The 21721-nt window shown below is 63.0% G+C and carries 15 protein-coding genes and 1 pseudogene; 14 read left to right on the forward strand and 2 right to left on the reverse strand.

Annotation, left to right across the window (positions count from 1 at the left end; all coding sequences use genetic code 11):
- The first annotated feature begins 58 nt into the window (after positions 1-58).
- Positions 59-1735 carry a N,N-dimethylformamidase beta subunit family domain-containing protein gene (locus tag HYH07_RS22395; protein WP_228749707.1) on the forward strand — a complete coding sequence of 559 codons (1677 nt, stop codon included), beginning with the start codon at positions 59-61 and terminating at the stop codon, positions 1733-1735.
- Between the two features lie 109 nt (positions 1736-1844).
- Here the strand turns inward: HYH07_RS22395 and HYH07_RS22400 are convergent.
- Positions 1845-2549, reverse strand: a pseudogene (locus HYH07_RS22400) (GntR family transcriptional regulator); the annotation flags it as partial.
- Positions 2550-2729: 180 nt separating this feature from the next.
- Between HYH07_RS22400 and HYH07_RS22405 the strand changes: the two are divergent.
- The 5 genes from HYH07_RS22405 (at position 2730) to HYH07_RS22425 (ending at position 9173) form a co-directional block, all read left to right on the forward strand.
- Positions 2730-3956, forward strand: coding sequence for an aminotransferase class III-fold pyridoxal phosphate-dependent enzyme (locus HYH07_RS22405; protein ID WP_220004528.1), 1227 nt, complete (start codon positions 2730-2732; stop codon positions 3954-3956).
- A 466-nt stretch (positions 3957-4422) separates the two neighbouring features.
- On the forward strand, positions 4423-6054 hold the full coding sequence (locus HYH07_RS22410) for a long-chain-fatty-acid--CoA ligase (RefSeq protein ID WP_220004529.1): 1632 nt from the start codon (positions 4423-4425) through the stop codon (positions 6052-6054).
- Between the two features lie 55 nt (positions 6055-6109).
- Complete coding sequence (locus tag HYH07_RS22415; RefSeq protein WP_220004530.1) at positions 6110-7240, forward strand: acyl-CoA dehydrogenase family protein; 1131 nt, start codon at positions 6110-6112, stop codon at positions 7238-7240.
- On the forward strand, positions 7240-8016 hold the full coding sequence (locus HYH07_RS22420) for an enoyl-CoA hydratase/isomerase family protein (RefSeq protein ID WP_057751258.1): 777 nt from the start codon (positions 7240-7242) through the stop codon (positions 8014-8016). Before HYH07_RS22415 ends, HYH07_RS22420 begins: the two co-directional genes overlap by 1 nt.
- Positions 8016-9173: an acyl-CoA dehydrogenase family protein gene (locus tag HYH07_RS22425; protein WP_220004531.1), complete on the forward strand. Its 1158-nt coding sequence runs from the start codon at positions 8016-8018 to the stop codon at positions 9171-9173. Before HYH07_RS22420 ends, HYH07_RS22425 begins: the two co-directional genes overlap by 1 nt.
- 8 nt (positions 9174-9181) lie before the next feature.
- On the opposite strand, the gene HYH07_RS22430 is transcribed toward HYH07_RS22425, so the two are convergent.
- Positions 9182-9997 (reverse strand): IclR family transcriptional regulator, encoded by an 816-nt coding sequence (locus HYH07_RS22430; protein WP_220004532.1) that lies wholly within the window; start codon positions 9995-9997, stop codon positions 9182-9184.
- Between the two features lie 156 nt (positions 9998-10153).
- On the opposite strand from HYH07_RS22430, the gene HYH07_RS22435 reads away from it, so the two are divergent.
- The 8 genes from HYH07_RS22435 to HYH07_RS22470 all read left to right on the forward strand — a co-directional run.
- Positions 10154-10915, forward strand: coding sequence for an SDR family NAD(P)-dependent oxidoreductase (locus tag HYH07_RS22435; protein WP_220004533.1), 762 nt, complete (start codon positions 10154-10156; stop codon positions 10913-10915).
- 67 nt (positions 10916-10982) lie between these two features.
- On the forward strand, positions 10983-12212 hold the full coding sequence (locus HYH07_RS22440) for an ABC transporter substrate-binding protein (protein WP_220004534.1): 1230 nt from the start codon (positions 10983-10985) through the stop codon (positions 12210-12212).
- A 79-nt stretch (positions 12213-12291) separates the two neighbouring features.
- Positions 12292-13200 carry an SMP-30/gluconolactonase/LRE family protein gene (locus tag HYH07_RS22445; protein ID WP_220004535.1) on the forward strand — a complete coding sequence of 303 codons (909 nt, stop codon included), beginning with the start codon at positions 12292-12294 and terminating at the stop codon, positions 13198-13200.
- Entirely contained in the window at positions 13200-15317 is a 2118-nt protein-coding gene (locus HYH07_RS22450; protein WP_220004536.1) for an acetate--CoA ligase family protein, read from the forward strand. Before HYH07_RS22445 ends, HYH07_RS22450 begins: the two co-directional genes overlap by 1 nt.
- Positions 15318-15354: 37 nt before the next feature.
- The gene (locus tag HYH07_RS22455; protein ID WP_220004548.1) at positions 15355-15894 is read left to right on the forward strand and encodes a nuclear transport factor 2 family protein; all 540 of its coding nucleotides are present in this window, start codon (positions 15355-15357) and stop codon (positions 15892-15894) included.
- 25 nt (positions 15895-15919) lie between these two features.
- Positions 15920-17500, forward strand: coding sequence for an SDR family oxidoreductase (locus HYH07_RS22460; protein WP_220004537.1), 1581 nt, complete (start codon positions 15920-15922; stop codon positions 17498-17500).
- Between the two features lie 158 nt (positions 17501-17658).
- A complete protein-coding gene (locus HYH07_RS22465) occupies positions 17659-19293 on the forward strand; it encodes an NAD(P)/FAD-dependent oxidoreductase (RefSeq protein ID WP_220004538.1) in 1635 nt (544 codons plus the stop codon).
- Between the two features lie 1311 nt (positions 19294-20604).
- On the forward strand, positions 20605-21721 hold a 1117-nt coding region (locus HYH07_RS22470; protein WP_220004539.1), incomplete at its 3' end, for a VCBS domain-containing protein.

A 21721-nucleotide genomic window follows, 5' to 3' on the forward strand; every position in this document is an offset into this window, starting at 1 on the left:
GCGCCACAAGAATTGCCATCTCGTCGCCAGAGATGGTTCTCGAACCAGGGAGGCTGTCATGCCGGACAAGTGCGATTTTCAAGCCCCGGAATTGGGAGCCCTCAATGTCGCTCCCCGCAAGGCGCGCCCGATGCATGCGGACGAGCACTGGGGCAGCCAGCCCTGGTACGAAGCGCCGCGCGGCGATCCTGCCGTAGCGGAGGTCTACACCTATACCGACGCAATGTCTTACGATCCCGGAGACGAAGTCGTCTTTCGCTCTTCCGCAACGGTAAAGGCCTGGCGGCTGCAGATCTATCGCGACGATCTCGAACCCGAGATGGTGCATGAGATCGACGCGCTTGAGGGCGTGTTCACGGCGACGCCGTCCGATGCCTATCGCAATGGCTGCAACTGGCCCGTCGCTCATCGCTGGACATTGCCAGCGAATCTGCGCTCGGGCTTCTATCGCGTGGTCTCGTCGTGCGAGCGAGCGAACGGGGCCCGCTTCGTCCAGCATCATTTCTTCGTCGTGCGCCCGACCGAGGCGACGCGGCATGCAAAGATCCTGATGATCCTACCGACCGGCACCTGGACCGCGTACAATGATTTCGGCGGTGCCAATCATTATTTCGGGGTCGAAGGTCCTGACAGGGACGAGCCCTCGCCGGTGCTGTCGCTGCAGCGGCCGTGGACGCGCGGCGTGGTCTGGCTGCCCCCTGGAGCGCCGCGCATCTGCGCCGATCCTGCACCCGAGATGGGTGACGCGCCGCGCTATCCGATGAAGGAGTGGGCTTTCGCTAACGGCTTTGGCCAGTATTACGCAGCGGCGGGCTGGGCCCAGTTCGACCGGCATTTCGTGCACTGGGCGCAGAAGGAAGGCTACGCCCTCGATATGATCACCCAGACCGATCTTCACTACCGGCCCGAACTGCTCGACGCCTATCCTTGCGTCACCATCATCGGCCATGACGAGTATTGGACGTGGGAGATGCGCGAGGCGATCGAGCGTTATGTGGAAGGCGGCGGGCGGCTCGCGCGCTTCGGCGCCAATTTCCTGTGGCAGATCCGGCTCGAAGATGATGGCAAGCGCCAAGTCTGCTACAAGTTCAAGGCTATCCACAAGGACCCGATCGTCGGCACGGACCGTGCGCGTCTGATGACGTCGGCCTGGGAAGATCGCAACGTGCGTTGGCCCGGCGCCTCGACGGTCGGCGTGAACGGCGCGCACGGCCTCTACGCATCCTGGGGCGGCTTCGCGCCGAACGGCCAAAGAGGCTTTACCGTCTATCGCCCGGAGCATTGGGCCTTCGCCGGCACAGGGCTGCACTATGCCGATATCTTCGGCGACAAGCAGCACATCTTCGCCTACGAGGTCGACGGGCTGGACTACACGTTCCGCAACGGTCTTCCTTTTCCGGTCCCGGCCGAGGGGCAGCCCGAGACCATCCAGATCCTGGCGATGGCGCCGGCCGTCCTGGCCGAAGACGAGCCGGAAGGTGAGGGCTTCCGCTATTACGTGCGCAGTAGCGACCACGAAGGCCTGGTGGAATGCATCACCGGCGAGCTCACGGCCGAGGGATTGGCCCGTTACAAATACGGCTCCGGCATGATGGTGCACATGACCCGCGGCAAGGGCGAAGTGTTGACGGCGGCGACCTGCGAATGGGTGATGGGGCTGAAGCGCGGCGATCCGTTCACGCAGCGGATCACCCGCAACATCCTCGATCGCTTCTCAGCGCCCCGCTCCGCGTGACCGGTTGTCAGCCACGTCTGGATTTCGCGCGCGCTGCTTTGGATGGCGGTGCGGCGCGCGTCTGCGTCGCTTCCATCTCGACGTCGTCGTCAATGGCCGTCTCTGGAGTCATGAAGCGCGTGCCGCCATGCTTCTCCAGCAACCGGACGAGATTCTGGCCGCCCTCCATCATGTCGGCCTGGATCGACTCGCGAACCTTGTCCGGCCGGCGCTGCCGCAGATTCTTGAGAACAGACAGGTGCTGATGTTCGTTTGGATAGGTGGGGGGCGCGTGCGGGTAATGGAAATTCAACAAGGGTCCGTTGCGCATCCAGATATCGTCAAGGATGGCGAGCACTTCGGGAAGACCCGATCCATCATAGAGACCGCGGTGGAATTGCCAGTTGGCGCGGACCGCGTCGGACCATCTGCGCTCCTTCTCCGCGCTGATCAACTCGCGATGAGTGACCTCCATCTTGTCGATATCGGCTTCGGAGATGCGCGTGGTTGCGTGCTCGGCGGCAAGTCCTTCGAGAAACAGCCTGACGGTCCTGAGCTCGATATATTGCTTCGCCGTCATGTGGGCGACCATGATCGAGCGTCCCGCCTGCATCTCGAGCGCACGGCCGCGCACCAGCTGCATCAGGGCTTCGCGGATCGGCGTCTCCGACACGTTCATGGTCGCGGCAAGGTCGCGAATCTTGAAGCGATGGCCTGGCCAGAACCGGCCTTCCATCAGCGCCTGACGCAGATTGTTGTAGACCAGGCTCGTCAGGCTGTCGCGAGCCACCGGCCCCACGCCGCCTTCACCATGTCTCTGGTCAACGTCAGCCATTCTCGGTCCCCGAAAGGTCTGGGCCGTTTCGGCAATCCGCGCCGATACGGAGTCGGAATCCGGACCCTAGCCTCGATAAGAGGGTCTACGGGTCTGGGCCGGTAAAGCAACAATTCCCTTGTCACCGACAACATAATATATGATATATCAAATAGAAGAGAGACAGGGAAAGAGAAGGGCATGCCGGAACTGATCAGGACAAGGGATGCTGCCCTGCGGGCTCGGGCCGAGAAGGTCGTGCCAGGCGGGATGTGGGGACATCTCCACGCGGCCAAGTTGCCGGAGACGTATCCGCAGTTCTTCAGCCGCGGCGAGGGCGGCGTGCTCTGGGATGTCGACGGTCACCGCTACGTGGACTTCATGTGCAGCTGGGGTCCCAACCTGCTCGGCCACCATCATCCCGAGGTGGAGGAAGCGGCCGAGCGTCAACGGCGCGACGGCGACTGCCTCAACGGTCCGGCCGAGATCATGGTCGAGCTGGCTGAACTCGTCGTCGACACGGTCGGCCATGCCGATTGGACCCAGTTTCAGAAGAACGGTACCGATGCGACGACGACATGCGTCACGATCGCAAGGGCCGCAACGGGTCGGCGAAAGATCCTCGTCGCCAAGAAGGCCTATCATGGTGCCGTGCCGTGGTGCTCACCTTCGCTTCTCGGCGTGACCGCGGAGGATCGCGCTCATCTCGGATATTTCACTTTCAACGACGTCGAGAGTCTCGAGGCGGCGGCTGACGCGGCGCGCGATGATCTTGCTGGAATTTTAATTTCGGCATTTCGCCACGATCTCGGGGTCGACCAGGAACTTCCAACGTTGGAGTTCGCGCGTGCGGCGCGTCGCATCTGTGACAGCAAGGGGGCGGCGCTTATCATCGACGAAGTTCGCGCCGGCTTCCGCCTCAATGCGGCGGGTAGCTGGGAAGGGCTTGGCGTTCGGCCCGATTTATCTGCCTGGAGCAAGGCGATCGCCAATGGTCATGCCCTGGCGGCTGTGACCGGTGCCGACTGGCTGCGTCGTGCTGCGTCCCAGGTCTTCGTCACGGGGTCATTCTGGGCAGGCGCCGTCGCCATGGCTGCTGCCGTCGCGACATTGAAGATCGTGCGCAGGGACGATGTGCCGACCCGCCTTGCGCAGCTCGGGCAAACGCTGCGTGATGGCCTCGAGACGCGTTCCCATCAGTTCGGTCTTTCGATCCGCCAATCGGGACCGGTGCAAATGCCGACCCTCTTGTTTGAAGAGGACCCGGACTACCGGAAGGGTTCAGCCTTCTGCAGCGCGATGCTTGCAAGGGGCGTTTACTTCCATCCCAAGCACAACATGTTCCTCTGTGCCGCTCATACCGAGGTCGACATCGCCGCAGCTCTCCAGGCGGCAGAGCACGGCTTTGCAACCGTGGCGGCGCTTTGATTGTCATGTGGTGCAAAGACGCATGACCATGTTCGGTCGAATAAGCCCAGTGGTGCGACCAGTAAGCGGTTGATGTTCTTCACCGTCGCTATTTCTTAGTTAGGGCTTCCGAAATATTGGGCTTCGCGATGTAGCGGACCAGGGACCCGAACCCCGCAAAACTAGAGTCGCGGCGATGGTCGGAGCCGATCTTCCCTGGCGAGATGCTACGGCAACGTCGTGCACTTCGGCACGCTGCGAAATGGTCATCTTGGTCTGCGAGATCGCTCTGGTTTGCCTCATGATGGCGCAGGGAGTGCCGCAGACGAAAGGCGATGCGATCGCCATCAGCGCATTTTCAAGGATGTGAAATTCACCTCGCGCGGATCGTTTCGTTTGACAGCGCACACCTCCACCAAGAAATGTCGGGGCCGGCGGCGAGCAACATCAACAATGGCCGCCCCGCAGGATTACGGAGGAAGCGTCAGTGCTCGGCTTGATGCAGGATCGACCGTTACTGATCTCGAGTCTCATCGAGCATGCAGCGCATTACCATCCCAAGGCGGAGATCGTCAGCAAGACCTGCGAGGGGACGATCTATCGCAGCAACTATGCCGGGCTCCGCTCGCGCGCCGCAAAACTCGCAAGGGCGTTAATCAAACTTGGCATCGGGCCAGGCGATCGCGTTGCGACGCTCGCCTGGAACACCCATCGTCATATGGAGCTCTATTTCGCCGTATCCGGCATCGGCGCGGTGCTGCACACCGTCAATCCGCGCCTGTTTCCGGAGCAGATCGATTACGTCATCAACCACGCCGAAAATCGGGTTCTGTTGTTCGATATCACCTTTGCGGATCTCGTTCACAAGCTGCGGCCGAATCTGACCACCCTCGAGCATCTGGTCGCGATGACGGACAGCGCGCACCTTCCGGCTCAGCCTCTCGGTTGTCTCTCTTATGAGACGTTGGTCGAGGCGGAAGACGATATTCTGAGCTGGCCGGTATTCGACGAGCGCTCCGCATCATCGCTCTGCTACACATCCGGCACGACCGGCAACCCCAAGGGGGTGCTCTACAGTCACCGCTCGACCATCCTGCATTCCTTTGTCGCCTGCGCGAACGATGGTCTCAAGCTGTGCAGTGGCGACAGCGTTCTTCTCGTTGTGCCCTTGTTCCACGTCAATGCTTGGGGAATTCCCTATGCTGCCGCCATGTGTGGGGCCAAGGTCGTGCTGCCCGGTCCCGCCCTGGACGGCAAGAGCATCTTCGAGCTGGCGGCGCAGGAAGGCTGCAACTTCTCGCTCGGCGTGCCGACCGTCTGGCTCGGCCTCTTCAAGTACATCGAGGAAAATCCCGCGCTCGATCTCTCCGCGATCAAGCTCGATCGCGTGGTCGTCGGGGGATCCGCCGCGCCGCGCAGCATCATCGAGAAGTTCCGCAGCATCTTCGCTACATTCGTCATTCACGCCTGGGGAATGAGCGAGACCAGCCCGCTCGGCTCGATCGGCAATCTGCTGCCGGTCCATCGCGATCTGCCTGTCGCCGAGCAGGTATCGGTTCAGTGCAAGCAGGGGCGCGCGATCTATGGCGTCGAGCTCAGGATCGTCGACGAAGACGGAACGCCGCTTCCGCATGACGGCGCAAGCGCCGGAAACCTGATGGTGCGCGGCCCATGGGTTGCCGCGGGCTACTTCAAGGGGGAGGGCGGCGCAGTGTTGGATGCTGAAGGCTGGTTCGCGACGGGCGATGTCGCGACGATCGATCCCGACGGCTACATCCAGATCACCGATCGCTCGAAGGACGTGATCAAGTCCGGCGGCGAATGGATCTCCTCGATTGATCTCGAGAATGTCGCGGTTGCCCATCCGGCCGTTCAGGAGGCAGCGGTCATCGGTCTGCCGCATCCGAAGTGGCAGGAGCGGCCGCTCCTGGTCGTGGTCCGAAAGCCAGACACCGATCCCGCGCGCGAGGACATCCTGGACTACATGTCCGTCCGCGTCGCCAAATGGTGGTTGCCCGACGATGTCGTCTTCGTGAACGAGTTGCCCCACACCGCAACCGGAAAGCTGCAAAAGACCAAGCTGCGCGAACTGTTCAAGGATCATGCGTTACCGAACTGACGCCGGCGCACCGCTGTGCGCCCGCTGAAGAAGGTGCCACACAAAAGCAGAGACCATGCCCGAACTGATGCTCGACGATCCCGATGGTACACTCGTGATGCTTAGCGACAGCGTCACCGGCTTTGCCGGCCGCTTTCCGGGAGCAAAGGCAATGCGCGAGAGGCGCGGACGCGGCGGGACCATGGACCCGTTAATCTGGTCTGCGATGGCTGAAGCCGGCTGGATCGGATTGTTGCTGCCGCAGGAATGCGGTGGCGCGGGCCTCGGGCTGCGCGAGCAGACCGTGCTCAGTGAGGCGCTGGGGCGAGCGTTGATCGCCGAGCCGACCGGTGCAGCCTCCGTCTTCGCTGCGACGCTGGTCGGTGGAGCTTCGCCGGGTGCGGAGCGCAGCCGTCTTGCGGCTGGAATGACCAGTGGCGAGATCATCGCCGTACCAGCATGGACGTCCGGTGCGAAGCCGATGACCGCACGCAGCGTCAATGGAAGCATCTTGCTGTCGGGCGAGATGCGCTTCGTCGATGCGGCACGTTCGGCAACGGACTTCCTTGTGGTCGCTCAGAGCGCCGACGGCGTCATACTCCTCAGCGTCGCTGCCGATGCGCCAGGTGTGGCGATTTCGGAACGGGCCGGAGTTGACGGCGGCGCGCTTGCGACCATCTCGTTTTCCGATTGCGCGGTGCCGGCGGATCGCGTGCTGTCGCGCGCGAACCGCTGCGAGGATCTGCTCCGGCGGGCCATCCTGCATACGCGTTTGGCACTCGCAGCCGAGCTGACCGGAGTGGCGTCGAAAGCGCTTGAGCTCACCATTGCCTACACGAGCGACCGCGTGCAGTTCGGCAAGCCGATCGCCAGCTTCCAGGCCATTCAGCATCGGCTTGTCGACATGTGGATCGAGGCGGATTTCGCGGCTGCCGCCGTGGTGAACGCGGTCGATGCATTACAGGCAAAGGATGACGATGCGGCGGAACTCGCGGTGCTGGCGGCCAAGGCGCGCGCGGGCGAAGCCGCATTTTCGATCTGCCGCCGCGCGGTGCACCTTCATGGTGCCATGGGTTACACCGACGAATGCGATATCGGGCTCTATCTGAAACGCGCCATCAATCTCAATGCCATGCTGGGCCAACCTGAACAGCTGCGCCTGGAATTTGTCGAACGCGAAAGCGGCTATGGCCGCGGGAGGACTTAATGGACAACAATCTGATCAAGACCGAGATCAAGGATCACATCGCGATTGTGACGATGGATGCGCCACCGGTGAACGCACAATCCAAGGAGTTCGTCGAGGAGTTCATCGCGGTCTTCGACGAACTGAACGAGACCCCGTCGGTGCGGGTGATCGTGTTGACCGGCGCCGGAAAGACCTTTTCGGCAGGTGCCGACATCAAGTCGCGCGGCAAGGTCGGGGCGGTGCCGGGCGACACCTATCGGCATCTGCGGCGCGCTCGTGAGGTAGGCTTCTGCATCATCGAATCCAACAAGCCGGTGATCGCCGCGGTCAACGGTCCGGCGCTGGGTGCCGGCCTCGGCCTTGCGCTCTGCTCGGACATCATCCTGGCGTCCGAGAATGCGGTCTTCGGCCTGCCCGAGATCGACGTCGGGCTGATGGGCGGGGTGCGGCATACGATGCGGATCATCCCGCATACGCTGGCGCGCCGCATGGTGTTGACCGGTTACCGGGTGCCTGCGGCCGAGCTCTATCGCCGTGGCATCATCGAGGACTGCCTGCCTCGGGAAGAGCTGATGCCGTCAGCCATGAGGATGGCGGCCGAGATCGCCAAGAAGAGCCCGATGGCGCTGAAGCTTGCCAAGCGCGCGATCAATACGGTCGAAACGATGGGCCTGAAGGACGGCTATCGTTTCGAGCAGAACCTCACGGTGGAGATGACGCAGCACGAGGATTCCAAGGAAGCGATGCGGGCTTTCATGGAGAAGCGCACGCCCGTTTTCAAGGACGTGCTTTGATGGCGCCCGACTGGAACGAGGTTCCCGACGAGGAGTTCAGGTCGGTCTTTCGTACGTGGGTCGACCAGAACTGCCCCCCCCACCTCCGGTACATGCGCAAGCAGCGTCCACTCTTCAACGAAGTCGCCGAATGGTACCATGCGCTGGCCGCCAAGGGGTGGCTGGCGCCCACCTGGCCGCGGCAATATGGCGGCATGGGCCTCTCGGCGGCCAAGCACATGATCTATGTCGAGGAATGGGGACGTCTCGGCTGTCCACGCATTCCGGATCATGGTATCGGCCTGGTCGGTCCGCTCCTGATTCAGTACGGCACTGAGGAACAGAAGGCTCACTACCTGCCTTGCATCCTGTCCGGCGAGCACGTCTGGTGTCAGGGTTATTCCGAACCCAATGCCGGATCTGATCTCGCGAGCCTCAGGACATCCGCTGAGCTGGATGGCGACGTGTTCGTGGTGAACGGACAGAAGATCTGGACCACGCTCGCCCATTGCGCCAACTGGATCTTCGTCCTCGTCCGTACCGAGCGCGACGCCAAGGTACGCCAGAAGGGTATCACCGTTCTTTTGCTCGATTTGACCTCGCCCGGCGTCCGTGTCCGGCCGATCGAAAATCTGCGCGGCGAGACAGATTTCTGCGAGGTCTTCTTCGATAACGTGCGTGTGCCGCTGAAGAACCTCGTTGGCAAGATCCACGAGGGCTGGACCGTCGCGAAGTCGGTGCTCGGCCACGAACGTATCTTTCTCGGCGCGCCGACGCGGCCGGAATATGCGCTCGAACGTCTGCGGCGGCTTGCAGAAGCACGTGGTGCGTTCGAGGATCCCGCATTTCTGTCCCGTTTCGCGCGGTTGCGGCTCGACCTCTACGATCTCGGATCAGCCTTCGAGCGCTATGCGAAAGTCCTGCGTGCGGGCGGAGAACTTGGCGCCGATGTCTCCGCTCTCAAGATATTCACGACTGAGCTCTATCAGCGGATCACGGAGGAAATGCTAACTGTCGCAGGCGAAGAGGCACGATTTGCCGACGATCTCGGCGCCGGAGACATCGATATCGATGCGATGAATCTCTTTCTCGACTCCCGCGCGCCCGCGATCTTCGGCGGCTCCAACGAGATTCAGCGCAATATCCTGGCCAAGGCAGTGCTCCAACTTCCCGGTTGATTGCCGCGTCAGAAATCGACGCCGACCGGCTGCTCGAGGTCGTTGTCCTTCTTGACCGACCTCGCCGCCCGCTGAAGGACGGCCAGGTAACGATCAAAGTTCTGCCGGATGCGCTCGGCGGCACCGCCGAGGCCGAGTACGACCGGCTGGCTTTGGATCGTCACGGGCAGCAGCACGCAGATGGTCCCGCCACCGAGAATGGGAATGTTTTCGGCCGAGCACCATCCCTTGCCGCGGATCTTCCGAATGCGGTCCATCATGTCCGACAGCTTCACGCGATCCGACGCGTTGGGGGTGGCGATATTCGCACGGCGAATGATGTTGTCGGCCTTCTCGTCCGACATCGTCGACATCAGGAGCCAGCCAAGCGCCGATTGAGTCAATGGGCGCAGTGTCCCCTCATCCACATGGAAGCGGAGCGGGTGGATTGATTGGACGATCTTGACGTATTGCAGATAGACGTCGTTCGTCGTGCCGATCGAGACTGTTTCGCCGGTCGCCGCATGGACGTCGTGCATGGCCTCGAGCGTGCGGCTGTTGCCGAAGAGAGTGCGCGGAATCCAGTCGCCGAGCGAAGTCACCTTGGGTGTTGGAAAATAGACGCGCATGCGCCGATCGTAATTCAGGTAGCCCATGGTGACGAGGGTCTTGAGCAGGACCGTCGTGCTCGACGGCGGATAGCCGAGCGCGAGCCCGATCTCCGACATGGCGCGCGGCTGGCGAACGTTCATGAAGAACTGAAGGATCTCCAGTGCGCGAAGCGCCGACTTCACGGTGGATGGCCCGCCCGGTACCGCCGCGGATTTCGTTACCGCCGCTTGCATCACTGCGTCTCCATCGTCCCTGCAAAATTCACGGATATGAAAGTCGGCTTCGCATATGAATTATGTTTGGTTCGCCTCAACAGCGCATGACATGCTGCCTACAGTCAAGTCCGACGGCGCGATACGACGCCGCGGGCGCTGAGCTGGAGGACGTCGTTGGGAAGCGGTAGGCTGCAGGGGCGCGTGGCGCTCGTCACCGGCGCAGGGCGTGGCATTGGCCGCGCCATCGCAGAGGCATTTGCCCGTGAGGGCGCGACAGTCGGGGTGCTCGATCTCAAGGCGGAAGTCGCAGATGCTGCGGCGCACGCTATCGTCTCGGAGGGCGGCAAGGCGGTAGCGATCGTCGGCAACGCGGGGGCGCGGGCCGACGTTTTTGCGGCAGTCGATCGTCTCCTCAGGACCGTCGGTCCGCCCACTGTCCTGGTCAACAACGCGATGTGGAATCGCTACGGGCCGCTGGAGCAGCAAACCGAAGAGATGATCGGCCGGATGATCGATGTCGGCCTCAAGGGTGTGATCTGGGGTTACCAGGCGGTGCTCGAGCCAATGACCGCGGCCGGGGGCGGAGCCATCGTGAATATTGGATCGCCGTCGGCCGTGCTCGCGATGGCGAATGGCGTGATGTACAGCGCAGTGAAGGCCGCGGTGGCGGGCGCGACGCGATCCGCCGCGGCCGAGTTCGGGCCGCGCCGGATTCGTGTCAACGCGATCGCGCCCGGGCCGACGCCGACGGACGGCGCCAATCTTGTCGTCAGCGAGGAAGCCTGGGAGCGGCGCCGCGCACGCGTGCCGATCGGCCGTCTGGGCGAGCCGCGCGACGTGGCGAACGCAGCCGTATTTCTTGCCAGCGATGAGGCGAGCTTCATCACCGGCGACATGCTGTTTGTCGACGGAGGAATTACCTACGCGTTCTCTTGAGCGCGCATCAATCGTTCATTGGCGGCCCACCACAACAAGAAGAGCCGCGGACCGTAAGGAGGAGCATATGAGACTCTCGGTTAGCTATGTCGCCGCTGTGGCGATCTTGTTGAGCGCAATTTCGTGCCCTGCAACGCCGGTCCGCGCGCAGGGGATTTCCGGGGACGTCATCAAGATCGGCATCATGAACGACCAGGCCGGTCCTTATTCGGATAATTGCGGGCCGGGTTCGGTCGTCGCCGCACGTCTCGCGATCAGCGACTTTGGCGGCGCCATCAACGGCAAGAAGATCGAGCTCGTTGTGGCCGACGATCAGAACAAGCCGGATATCGGCATGGCCATTGCCTTGCGCTGGCTGGACAACGAGAGCGTGGACGCGATTGTCGGCTGTTCGGCGTCCTCGATCGCGCTAGGCGTGCAGGACATCATGAAGAACCGGAAGAAGCCGTATCTCCTGGCGGGAACGGCGGCCTCAATGTTCACGAACGAAAAATGCTCACCGATGACAACGCAATGGACGATGGACACCTATGCGTTGCCCAAGGCGACGGTGAAATCGCTGCTCGCACGAGGGCTCGACACCTGGTTCTTCGTCACCGTCGACTATTCGTTCGGCAAGGCCTGGCAGGCCGATACGACGAACTTCATCACGGCCGATGGCGGCAAGGTCGTCGGCTCCGTGCTGCACCCGCTCAATTCTTCGGATTTCTCCTCGTTCCTGCTGACGGCGCAGGCGAGTGATGCAAAGGTCATTGCGCTCGCCAATTCGGGATCAGACTTCGCTAATGCCATGAAGCAGGCACAGGAATTCGGGTTGACGCAGAAGCAGCAGCTTGCCCCGCTGGGTCTCTTGCTCAATCAGACGCATAGTATCGGCCTGCAGCCGCTGCAGAACGTGCGCCTGACGACGCCCTTCTACTGGGACATGACGGATGAGACGCGCGCCTTTGCGAAGCGCTTTCAGGCGGAATTCAAAGACCGCGTCCCGAACGAGGCGCAGGCGAGCACCTACAGCGCGGTCACGCACTATCTCAAGGCGGTCGCCGCGGCGCAGACCGACGAAGGCGAAGCAGTGGTGCGGAAGATGAAGACGACGCCAATCAACGATTTCGAGATGAAGAATGTCAGCATCCGTGCTGACGGCCAGGTGATGCGGCCGCTCTATGCAGCGCGCATCAAGGCGCCGGCTGAGTCGAAATATCCTTATGACTACTACGAGATCACGTCGACCATTCCGGCCGAGGACGCTTGGCGCCCAGCCTCGGAGAGCACCTGCGATCTCCTCAAGACCCAGTGAACGAATCGACGGGCCGGCAGACCGGCCCGCGCTCTCGCGTGTCTTCGCGAGACGAAGCGAGCATGAGCGGAACTGCTTGATGGCGCTGCAAGTGAGCCGGATATCGGCGACAGCCGCCCAGTTGGGTGAAAGCCCGCTCTGGGATCCCGAGCGGCAACGGCTGTATTGGGTCGATGGCGTCTCGCGCCGCGTGCATGCCTATGAGCCGGCGAGGGGTGACACGCGGCATTGGGATGTCCCGTCTACGGTCGGCTCTGTCGCGCTTGCCCAAGGCGACGCGCTGGTCGTCGCGCTCGTGGACGGCATCTACCAGCTCGATCTCGGCTCCGGCTCACTGACATCGCTGTTCTTGCCCGAGCCTCGCGATGTCCGCGTGCGCTTCAATGACGGCAAGGTGGATCGTTGGGGACGGTTTCTCTGCGGCACCATGGGCGTCCATGCGGAGCCGTTGGGGCAGCTCTTTCGCATTGACGCTGCCGGTGCGCATACGGTGCTTGCCGATGGCATTCGCATTTCGAATGCGCTTTGCTTCAGCCCCGACGGCCGCACAATGTATTTTGCCGACAGTCTCGACCGCGCAATCCGCGCCTTTCGCTATGGGCCCGGTGATAAGCCTGATCGAGAACCCCGGATAGTCATCGACACCGCGCCATATCGTTCCGGGCCGGACGGCGCGACCGTCGATTGCGACGGCTGCCTTTGGGTCGCGCTGGTGCAGGTGGGCAAGATCGCGCGGTTTACTCCCGAAGGTACGCTCGATCGTCTGATCGACGCGCCGACCGACTTGCCCTCATCGGTCGCCTTCGGCGGTCCGGATCTATCGACGCTCTATGTCACCTCGATCAAGGATTCAGGATCGGGACGCGCGGTTTCGCGGCACCCGGACGCCGGCTTTCTGTTCGCGATCGAGGGCCTCGGCGTTACCGGTCTGCCGGAAGCGCAATTCCGGGTTCAGCCGAACTCTTTCCCAACCAGGACCACGTCTTGATGCGTCAGCCCCCAGCCTCGCTCGATCCGCTCTTCAAGCCGCGGTCCGTTGCCCTGATCGGTGCCTCGGACGATGTCGCGCGCATCGGTGGACGCCCGTTGAGGTACTTGCGCGAGGGCGGCTTCAAGGGCGCCGTCTACCCGGTCAACCCGAAGCGGGATACCGTCCAGGGCATCAGGTCCTACAGCTCCGTCGCGGCGCTGCCGGAGGTGCCTGATGTCGCCATCCTCGCGGTGCCGGCGCAAGGCACGGTCCAGGCGCTGAGGGACTGCGCGGATCGCGGCGTCAACGCAGCGGTAGTGTTTTCAGCGGGTTTTGCCGAGGCAAGCGAGCAGGGGCGCCTTGCGCAGGATGAGATCGCCGGCATCGCTCGCCAGAGCGGCATGCGTGTTCTCGGTCCGAACTGCCTCGGATTGTTCAACGCCGGCATCGGCTATTACGGGACATTCTCGGCGATCCTCGACGCCGCGTTCGTCGAGCCCGGTCCGGTCGCGGTCGTGTCGCAGAGCGGGGCCTACGGCTCGCATATCGCCCACTTGGCGCGCCAGCGCGGCCTTGGCATCGGGCAGTGGATCACGACGGGAAATGAGTGCGACATCGATGTCGCCGAAGCGCTGCGCTGGGTCATTGATCAGGCGGATGTCAAGGTCGTAATGGCCTATGTGGAAGGCATTCGCGATCGCGACACATTCGTCGAGGCGCTGGAGGTCGCGCGCGCGCGGGAAAAGGCCATCGTCTTCCTGAAGGTCGGCCGCTCCGATGTCGGCGCGCAGGCTGTGAGTTCGCACACCGCGGCGCTGGCGGGATCGGACGCCGTGTTCGACGCGGTGCTGCGGCAGTATGGCGCCTATCGGGCGCGAACCACCGCCGAGCACCTCGACGTGGCCTATGCCTGCGTGCGCGGGCTTTATCCCGCGGGCAACAGGTTCGGCATCTTCACGCTGTCCGGCGGCTTCGGCATTCAGATGGCCGATGACGCCTCGGCGTGCGGGCTCGACGTCGCACCGATGCCTGAGGCGGCGCAGGAGGAATTGAAGGCGATGCTTCCTTACGCATCGCCCCGCAATCCCGTGGATGCGACGGCGCAGGCGCTTACCGACCTGCCGCTGATGACGAGCTATATCGCCGCGATGCTCGAGAAGGGCGGCTATCACCTCTTCGCCGGCATTTTCGGCAGCGGACCGGCCAGCCCCACCTTCTCGGCCAAGCTGCGCCAGACGCTGCGGACCGCAACAGCCGGACATGAAGGCCTGGTCCTGGCGCTGTCCATGTCGGCGCCGACGGAGATCGTTCGCGCCTACGAGAACGACGGTTTCCTGGTCTTCGAGGATGGCTCGGCGCTGGTGGACGCGCTGGCGGCACTGGTCTGGTTTCGCCGCAGCTTCGATGCGGCGAAAGCGACGCGCGCGGCCTTGCCGGCCGCGATGCGCATCGCGCCACCGGACGGCGCGCTCAGCGAGCACGAGGCGAAATCGCTGTTGCGCGCGGCGGCCGGCATTGCGTTTCCGAAGGAAGCGCTGGTGCGGCCCGACGAGGACGCCGGCGCCGCCGCGGCAGCGATCGGCTTTCCAGCGGTGGTCAAGATCTCCTCTCCCGACATCGCGCACAAGACCGAGATCGGCGGCGTCATCGTCGGAGTGCGGAATGAGGCGGAGGCCCGCGATGCCGCGCGAACCATTCTGGCTCGTGCGCGCGACAAGCGGCCGGACGCGCGAATTGACGGCGTCATCGCCTCCCCGATGATCAAGGGCGGCGTGGAGACCATTGCCGGTGTGGTGCGCGATCCGATCTTTGGTCCTGTGGTCATGTTCGGGCTCGGCGGCGTTTTCGTCGAGGTGCTCAAGGATGTGACGTTCCGCGCCGCGCCATTCGACGTTGCCGAGGCGCAGCGAATGATCCACGAGATCCGCGGATTTGCGCTGCTGGAGGGCGTTCGCGGTGCGCCGCCCGCCGATATCGACGCACTGGCGGAGATGCTGTCGCGGCTGTCGCAATTCGCAGCCGACAATGCCGAACTGATCGAGAGCATCGATCTCAACCCGGTTCTGGCCATGCCGCGCGGCGAGGGCGTCATGCCGCTCGATGCGCTGCTGGTCCCCTGCAGATCCGGGTCTTGAGCATGGCGATTCTGGTTGAGGGAAGAGATATATGACGATGGATACAGCGAAGCTGACCGAACTCCTGGACCGCGAGGCGATCCGCGATTGCATCTATCGCTATTGCCGCGGCGTCGACCGGGCCGATGAGGCCACGCTGCGCGGCACCTATTGGCCCGACGCCACCGATCAGCATGGCATCTATTCCGGGCCGGTGGAGGGCTTTTTCCTTTGGGCCCGCGAGATCTTCAAGAGCGGCGCGCGCAACGTCCATCAGGTCGGCAATCTTCTGATCGAATTCGTCGGCCCGACGCGAGCTGTGGTTGAGACCTACTTCCTCGCCATGCAGCGCGGTCCCGGCAAGGACGGCGTCGTACGGCAGTACGTGATGACAGGGCGCTATTGCGACCTGTTCGAGAAGCGCGACGGGGAATGGCGAGTCGCACGGCGCATTGTGACGTTTGACTGGGTGGAAGAGCAGGCCGTGCCGACCGAGGGCGAGGACGCGCGTTTTGGCCAGCGGACACCGATCGGAACGCGGCACCCGGAGGATCCCATCTATAAAGTTCTTGCCGATGCGCGCGCTTTACGCATGTAGCTAAACGCATCGAAGGAAGTGGGCGATGGAAAAGCCAAGGCGCGTTGTCATCATCACCGGAGCGGCCGGGGGCGTCGGCCGGGCGCTGCTCGAGGCCTTCCATCGGGACGGCGATGTCATCGCGGCCGTCGATCTGCCTGGCACCGACGTCGGCGGTATCACGGTTGCGCTCGGCGGCGAGCATGCGGCGTTCTATTGCGACGTGGCTTCTGAAGACGACGTTGTGGAGCTCGTCGCCGCGATCGAGCGGCGGTTTGGACGGATTGACGTTCTCGTCAACAACGCCGCGCTCGGGCCGACCATGGCGGCGACGACAGAAACGGACGTCGCCTCGTTTCGCAAGGCGTTGAGCGTCAACCTGCGTGGTCCCGTCGTACTGGCGCGCGAGGCGGCGAGGCGCATGATGGGGCGGGGCGGCGTGATCGTGAACATTGCGTCGCTGGCCGGCGTTCTCGGCAATCCCAAACGCAACGCCTATGCGGCGTCCAAGGCGGGGTTGATTTCGGCGACGCGGTCGCTTGCTTGCGAATGGGCAAAACATGGCATTCGCGTCGTGGCGGTGGCCCCCGGCTATGTCCGCACGCCCATGGTTGCGGAGTTGGAGCGCTCCGGCAAGGCGAACCTCGAGCTGGTCCGGCGGCGCGTTCCACTGGGGCGCATGGGACGCCCGGACGAGATCGCCGCAGCGGCGCGCTTCCTCGCTTCGCCGGACGCAGGGTATGTCACGGGCGCAGTCCTTGCCGTCGACGGCGGCTGGCAATCCTTCAATCAGCCCGGCGACGCGCATCCTGCGGTCGTGGGGGCGCCGGACGCCGAACTGAAAAAGCCCGAACCGGCGCCGAAGGAGCGTATCGTGGTGGTGACCGGCGGCGCTAACGGCATCGGGGCGGCGATCGTCCAACGATTTGCGCTAGCCGGCGATACCGTGATCGTCGCCGACAAGGATGGCGATCGCGCAGCCGAGCTCGTGCGCACGCTCGGCACGAAACACATGGCCCTGGTCTCGGACGTCTCCTCCGAACAGGAGGTGCTGGCGGTGTTTGCCGCGATCCGGCAGCGCTTCGGTCGTGTCGACGTGCTAGTCAACGATGCCGCGGTGGCCGACGGTTTCGTGCCGGCGCTCGCGCAGTCCGCGGCGGAGCTCGACAAGGTCTTCGAGGTCAATCTCGTGGGCGCCTTTCTCTGCGCGCGGGAGGCGATCAAGCTGATGGGGAGCGGCGGCGTCATTCTCAATCTTGGATCGATCAACACATTCCTGCCTTTCGCGCCGCGCCACGCCTACGGCGCGTCGAAGGCCGCCATCGACATCCTGACGCGGTGCATGGCGGCTGAGCTCGGCCCTGCCGGCGTGCGCACCGCCACCGTTGCGCCAGGCTATGTCCGCACGCCGGGCGTGGCTGCGCTTCAGGAATCGGGGCGCATCGACAGCGCGCGGATCCGCCGCCGCGTTCCGCTCGGCCGCTTCGGTGAGCCGGCGGAGATCGCAAACGCAGCTTATTTCCTGGCCTCGTCGGAAGCGTCCTACATCAACGGCTCGATCCTCTATGTCGACGGCGGCTGGACGTCGTTCGGCGACGCCGGCGATGCGAGCACCGCGAGCGATTGAAGACGACGTGGCAGGCCGCCAGAGTCTTTCATGGATGTGAAACTCATCCTGCGCGGCCTCAAAGCCGTGGTGGCGCCGCAGAACTCATGAGATGGTTTTCAACGTCAGCGCGATCGCCGCGTCAATCGAACCAATAGCGCAAGCGAGGAAATGCCGAGATGAGCAGCAGTGAGGTGGGCGCACAACGCCTGGACGTCGTCGTCGTGGGCGCCGGCTTCGGCGGCTTGTACGCCGTGTATAAATTCCGGGAGATGGGCCTCAAGCTCGCGGCATTCGAGGCGGGCGGCGATGTCGGCGGTGTGTGGTACTGGAATCGCTACCCTGGGGCGCGCGTAGACCTTCCGAGTATCGACTACAGCTATTCGTTCTGTCCCGAGATCGAACAGGAATGGACCTGGTCGGAGGAGTTCGCGTCACAACCGGAGCTTCTCGCCTACTTCAACTTCGTGACTGACCGGCTCGACCTGCGAAAGCACTATCAGTTCAACACCCGCGTCATCAGCGCTATCTGGGACGAGACGCGCAAGCTGTGGAAGGTGACGACCGATCGCGGTGAGACCGTCGAGGCGACTTACTGCGTGATGGCGACGGGCCCGTTGTCGATCCCCATGGATCCCCAGATTCCGGGTATCGCGCGCTACAAGGGCGAGCTGCTGCGCGCCGGCAAGTGGCCGCACCATCCGGTCAGCTTCGCCGGCAAGCGCGTCGGGGTGATCGGCACGGGGTCGACCGGCATCCAGATCGTCCAGGAAGTCGGCCGGAAGGCCGGCGAGCTCTTCGTCTTCCAGCGCACGCCAAGCTTCACCATGCCCATGCGCAATCAGACGCTGGAGCCGGACTACGTAGCCGAGGTCAAGCGCAACTACGCCGGGATCCGCGAGGCCGCCCGTAACAGCCCGAACGGCGGCGTGCGTCCGTGGACCACGCGCGCTTTCTTCAGCGTGACGCCGGTACGGCGTCGCGAACTCATGGAAGACGCCTGGAAGGCCGGCGGCCTTGCGATGCTCGGGACCTTCACCGATCTTCTGAGCAACGAGGAGGCCAACGAGCATGTCGCCGAGTTCGTGCGCGACAAGGTCAGCGAGGTCGTCAAGGACCCCGTCACCGCGGAAAAGCTCAAGCCCCGCGGTTATCCCATCTTCGCTCGGCGGCCGTGTCTCGACACCGAATATTACGAGACGTTCAATTTGCCCAATGTCCATCTGATGGACTGCGTCACCGAACCGATCCTCGAAGTCACCGGGAAGGGTGTGCGGACGGAGGCCGGAGAAACCGAGCTCGACATGCTGATCCTCGCGACCGGCTATGATGGGCTTACCGGCGCGCTGACGGCCTTCGACGTTGTCGGCCGCCACGGCGGCAAGGTGAATGACAAATGGAAGCACGGGGCGAAGTCGTATCTCGGCCTGATGATGGAAGGTTTCCCGAACCTGTTCATGACCACCGGCCCGAACGGGCCGGCGGCGCTCGCCAACATCGTCAGGATCAGTGAGAACGACGTCGACTGGATTGCAAACCTGATCACGCACATGGCCGATCGGGGCCTTGCGACGGTCGAGCCGACCAAGGCGGCGGAAGACGGCTGGATGGAGCTCGTCGCGCGCCTCGCGCAGCGCTCGCTGCTCAACAAGGCGAAGACCTGGTATCTCGGCGCCAACGTCAAGGACAAGCCGCTCGGGCTTACGCTTTTCACGGGTGGATTTCCGAAGTACAGGGAGTATTGTGCCGCCGCCGCGCAAGCGGGGTATCGCGATTTCGTGTTCGAGCGCGGACGAACGCCAGTGGCGGCCTGAGGTCGCTGTCGTGCACAGTTCGGATGAACCAGCGATACGGGCGGCAACCACATCTCCGTTCAGTCGCATGCGCTCGCTATGGCCATTCCTCCAAGCATGGGTATGGCCCAACGGCCACACGTACAATGGTTCCGTTGCGTCGCACTTCGTTTGGCGCTGCCTTGACCGGACATTCTGGTACGATGATGGTCCACCCTTTTGGATCGGACTGCATCATGCGGTACAAGGTGTTCGTGGTGGACGGCAGCCGGCAAGTGATCTGCGCTGCAAAGCTCGACTGCATTGACGAGCAGACGGCGAGGCGCCGCGCCCAGCAAATGCATGACGAGCACGACGTTGAGCTTTGGGAAGGCGATCGGCTCGTTGCGGTGTTCCGAAGTGCAACGTCGAATGAAGGTCGGAGCTAACGCGCGATCCTGAATAGGCAGCCGGTCCCGCCGCCGAGTTGGTTCAAGCGTTGTGAGGCACCCCGGCCTAGCCAATTGGCGACGCGTCAACGCGAAGCAAAGATCATCTCGCGAACCGAGTGCATCTGGGGGCCAAGCCGTAGAATTCCGGTGTCCTCGCAAGGAGGGCGCAAAAGCCTCATTGTTATTAATTTGATGCATTAATCAATAAAACCAGATAATAAATAAATAAATGGACAGAGGCTTTAATTTAAAATAGATATTGATTTAATGAGGGCGGATGACCGTGACGCTTCCTGATCACTGTCGTCGCTTCTGAAGCCGCGAATATCGCAGAATCAATAATTGCCAAGACGTGGCCGGCCAAGCACCGACCGCGATGGGCAGGGGGATACCGCTCCAGATCTTTTCACGCGACTTGGCAGGTTGATCGATTGTCGCTGGTGGACGTAACACCCTCCGAGCGAGCGCTATCAGTTTGCGTGAATTGATTTTGCGGCGACGCTCTCTGCTCTGCATTGACAGACGAGGGTCGCGAATGACGTGCACGCATTTTGTAGCAATGTTGGGCCGGGCTCGGGCAGTCTCGAATTCTTCTCCGTCAATCTGCGATCCTCCGATCCAGCCAAGTTTGCGATTTGCAAACATGGCGGCTGTCGGGCGCGCGACCGTTTACACGACATCTGCTCGCGGGCCCGGAGCGACTCTAGCCTCGAGCAGAGTTGAGCGGCACGCGTTCTCTTTGCACATTTTCGAAGCGCTGAGCAGGACGGTAGGCATCCTGGGCAGCTTGGCATTTTTCTTCAGCAACATAGGCAAGGCAACGGCCGATCATCCCCGCGCCATTGTGCAATTTGTGCCGGTCCGTGAATGCGGGCGGCGCATCACCCAGAGGATTTAAGCTATGGCGACGCAGACAACGGGCGGCGGCAGCACGGTTTCGTTCGGCAATACTCCGCAAGCCAACTCGGACATTTTCTCGTTTACGGAAGACGCCGGCAACATTCTCATCTTGAACGTGCTGGCAAATGATCTTGGGGGCGCGGCCAAGACGCTGTTCTCGCTGGACGACGGCGCGAGCGCCTCCGCGTCTACCAAGAGCTACGCACCTGCTGATCTGCTGGTCAAGGATGTGGTGTACAGCAGTGACGGAGCCGGCATGGCCGGAACCCGAGACCGCAGCGCGCTCGGTGCCCGCATCTGGATCGAGTCGGACGGCAGCATTCATTACGACAAGGGCGACATCAACCCTCAGCTTCAGGCGCTGGCGGCCGGGCAAACGCTGACTGACACATTCACCTACGCGATCCAGCTGGGCAATGGCACGCTCAGCTGGGCGACGGTGACACTCCAGTTTAACGGCGCAAACGATTCGGTCTTCGCGACATCTAGTCCGCAGAGCGGCTCGGTGGTGGAAGACGCGAATGTCACGCCGGATCTCTCGGATTCGCAGAGCGCGGCCGGCACTATCAGTTTCAACGACGCCGATCTCAGCGACACGCATTCGGCCTCGTTCGCGGCAGCCTCTTCCAACACGACTTCGCTCGGCACTTTCTCGCTCGACCCCGTCAACGAGGCGGCCAATGCCGCCAACGGCGCGGTGCAGTGGCACTACAGTTTGAACAACGCGGCTGCGCAATACCTCGCTGCGGGCCAGACCGTCACCGAGAGCTTCGTGGTGACGATCAATGACGGCCACGGCTCGACAGCTACCCAGACGGTGACAGTGACCATCACCGGGACCAATGACAACGCGACCGTGAGCTCCGACTCCAAGGCGGTGACGGAGGGCGACGCTGCCGCCGCATTGAACGCCTCCGGCCAGCTGACGATTGTGGATCCCGATACGGGCGAAGCCCATGTCGTCGCCCAGACCAACGTCCACGGCACCTATGGCGACTTCACGATCGATGCCAACGGCGCCTGGAGCTACACCGGCAATGGCGCGCACAATGAGCTCACCGCGGGCCAGCAGGTGCAGGACCAGTTCACGGTCACCAGCCAGGACGGCACGGCCACCG

Source organism: Bradyrhizobium sp. BR 10261, assembly GCF_019455395.1.
GTDB classification, from domain to species: domain Bacteria; phylum Pseudomonadota; class Alphaproteobacteria; order Rhizobiales; family Xanthobacteraceae; genus Bradyrhizobium; species Bradyrhizobium manausense.

What these genes read in the sequence shown, in the direction of transcription:
- HYH07_RS22440 (WP_220004534.1), top strand. Translation starts at nt 10,983, where the DNA reads ATGAGACTCTCGGTTAGCTATGTCGCCGCTGTGGCGATCTTGTTGAGC.
- HYH07_RS22455 (WP_220004548.1), top strand. Translation starts at nt 15,355, where the DNA reads ATGGATACAGCGAAGCTGACCGAACTCCTGGACCGCGAGGCGATCCGC.
- HYH07_RS22430 (WP_220004532.1), bottom strand. Translation starts at nt 9,997, where the DNA reads ATGCAAGCGGCGGTAACGAAATCCGCGGCGGTACCGGGCGGGCCATCC.
- HYH07_RS22405 (WP_220004528.1), top strand. Translation starts at nt 2,730, where the DNA reads ATGCCGGAACTGATCAGGACAAGGGATGCTGCCCTGCGGGCTCGGGCC.
- HYH07_RS22415 (WP_220004530.1), top strand. Translation starts at nt 6,110, where the DNA reads ATGCCCGAACTGATGCTCGACGATCCCGATGGTACACTCGTGATGCTT.
- HYH07_RS22465 (WP_220004538.1), top strand. Translation starts at nt 17,659, where the DNA reads ATGAGCAGCAGTGAGGTGGGCGCACAACGCCTGGACGTCGTCGTCGTG.
- HYH07_RS22425 (WP_220004531.1), top strand. Translation starts at nt 8,016, where the DNA reads ATGGCGCCCGACTGGAACGAGGTTCCCGACGAGGAGTTCAGGTCGGTC.
- HYH07_RS22445 (WP_220004535.1), top strand. Translation starts at nt 12,292, where the DNA reads ATGGCGCTGCAAGTGAGCCGGATATCGGCGACAGCCGCCCAGTTGGGT.
- HYH07_RS22450 (WP_220004536.1), top strand. Translation starts at nt 13,200, where the DNA reads ATGCGTCAGCCCCCAGCCTCGCTCGATCCGCTCTTCAAGCCGCGGTCC.
- HYH07_RS22460 (WP_220004537.1), top strand. Translation starts at nt 15,920, where the DNA reads ATGGAAAAGCCAAGGCGCGTTGTCATCATCACCGGAGCGGCCGGGGGC.
- HYH07_RS22420 (WP_057751258.1), top strand. Translation starts at nt 7,240, where the DNA reads ATGGACAACAATCTGATCAAGACCGAGATCAAGGATCACATCGCGATT.
- HYH07_RS22395 (WP_228749707.1), top strand. Translation starts at nt 59, where the DNA reads ATGCCGGACAAGTGCGATTTTCAAGCCCCGGAATTGGGAGCCCTCAAT.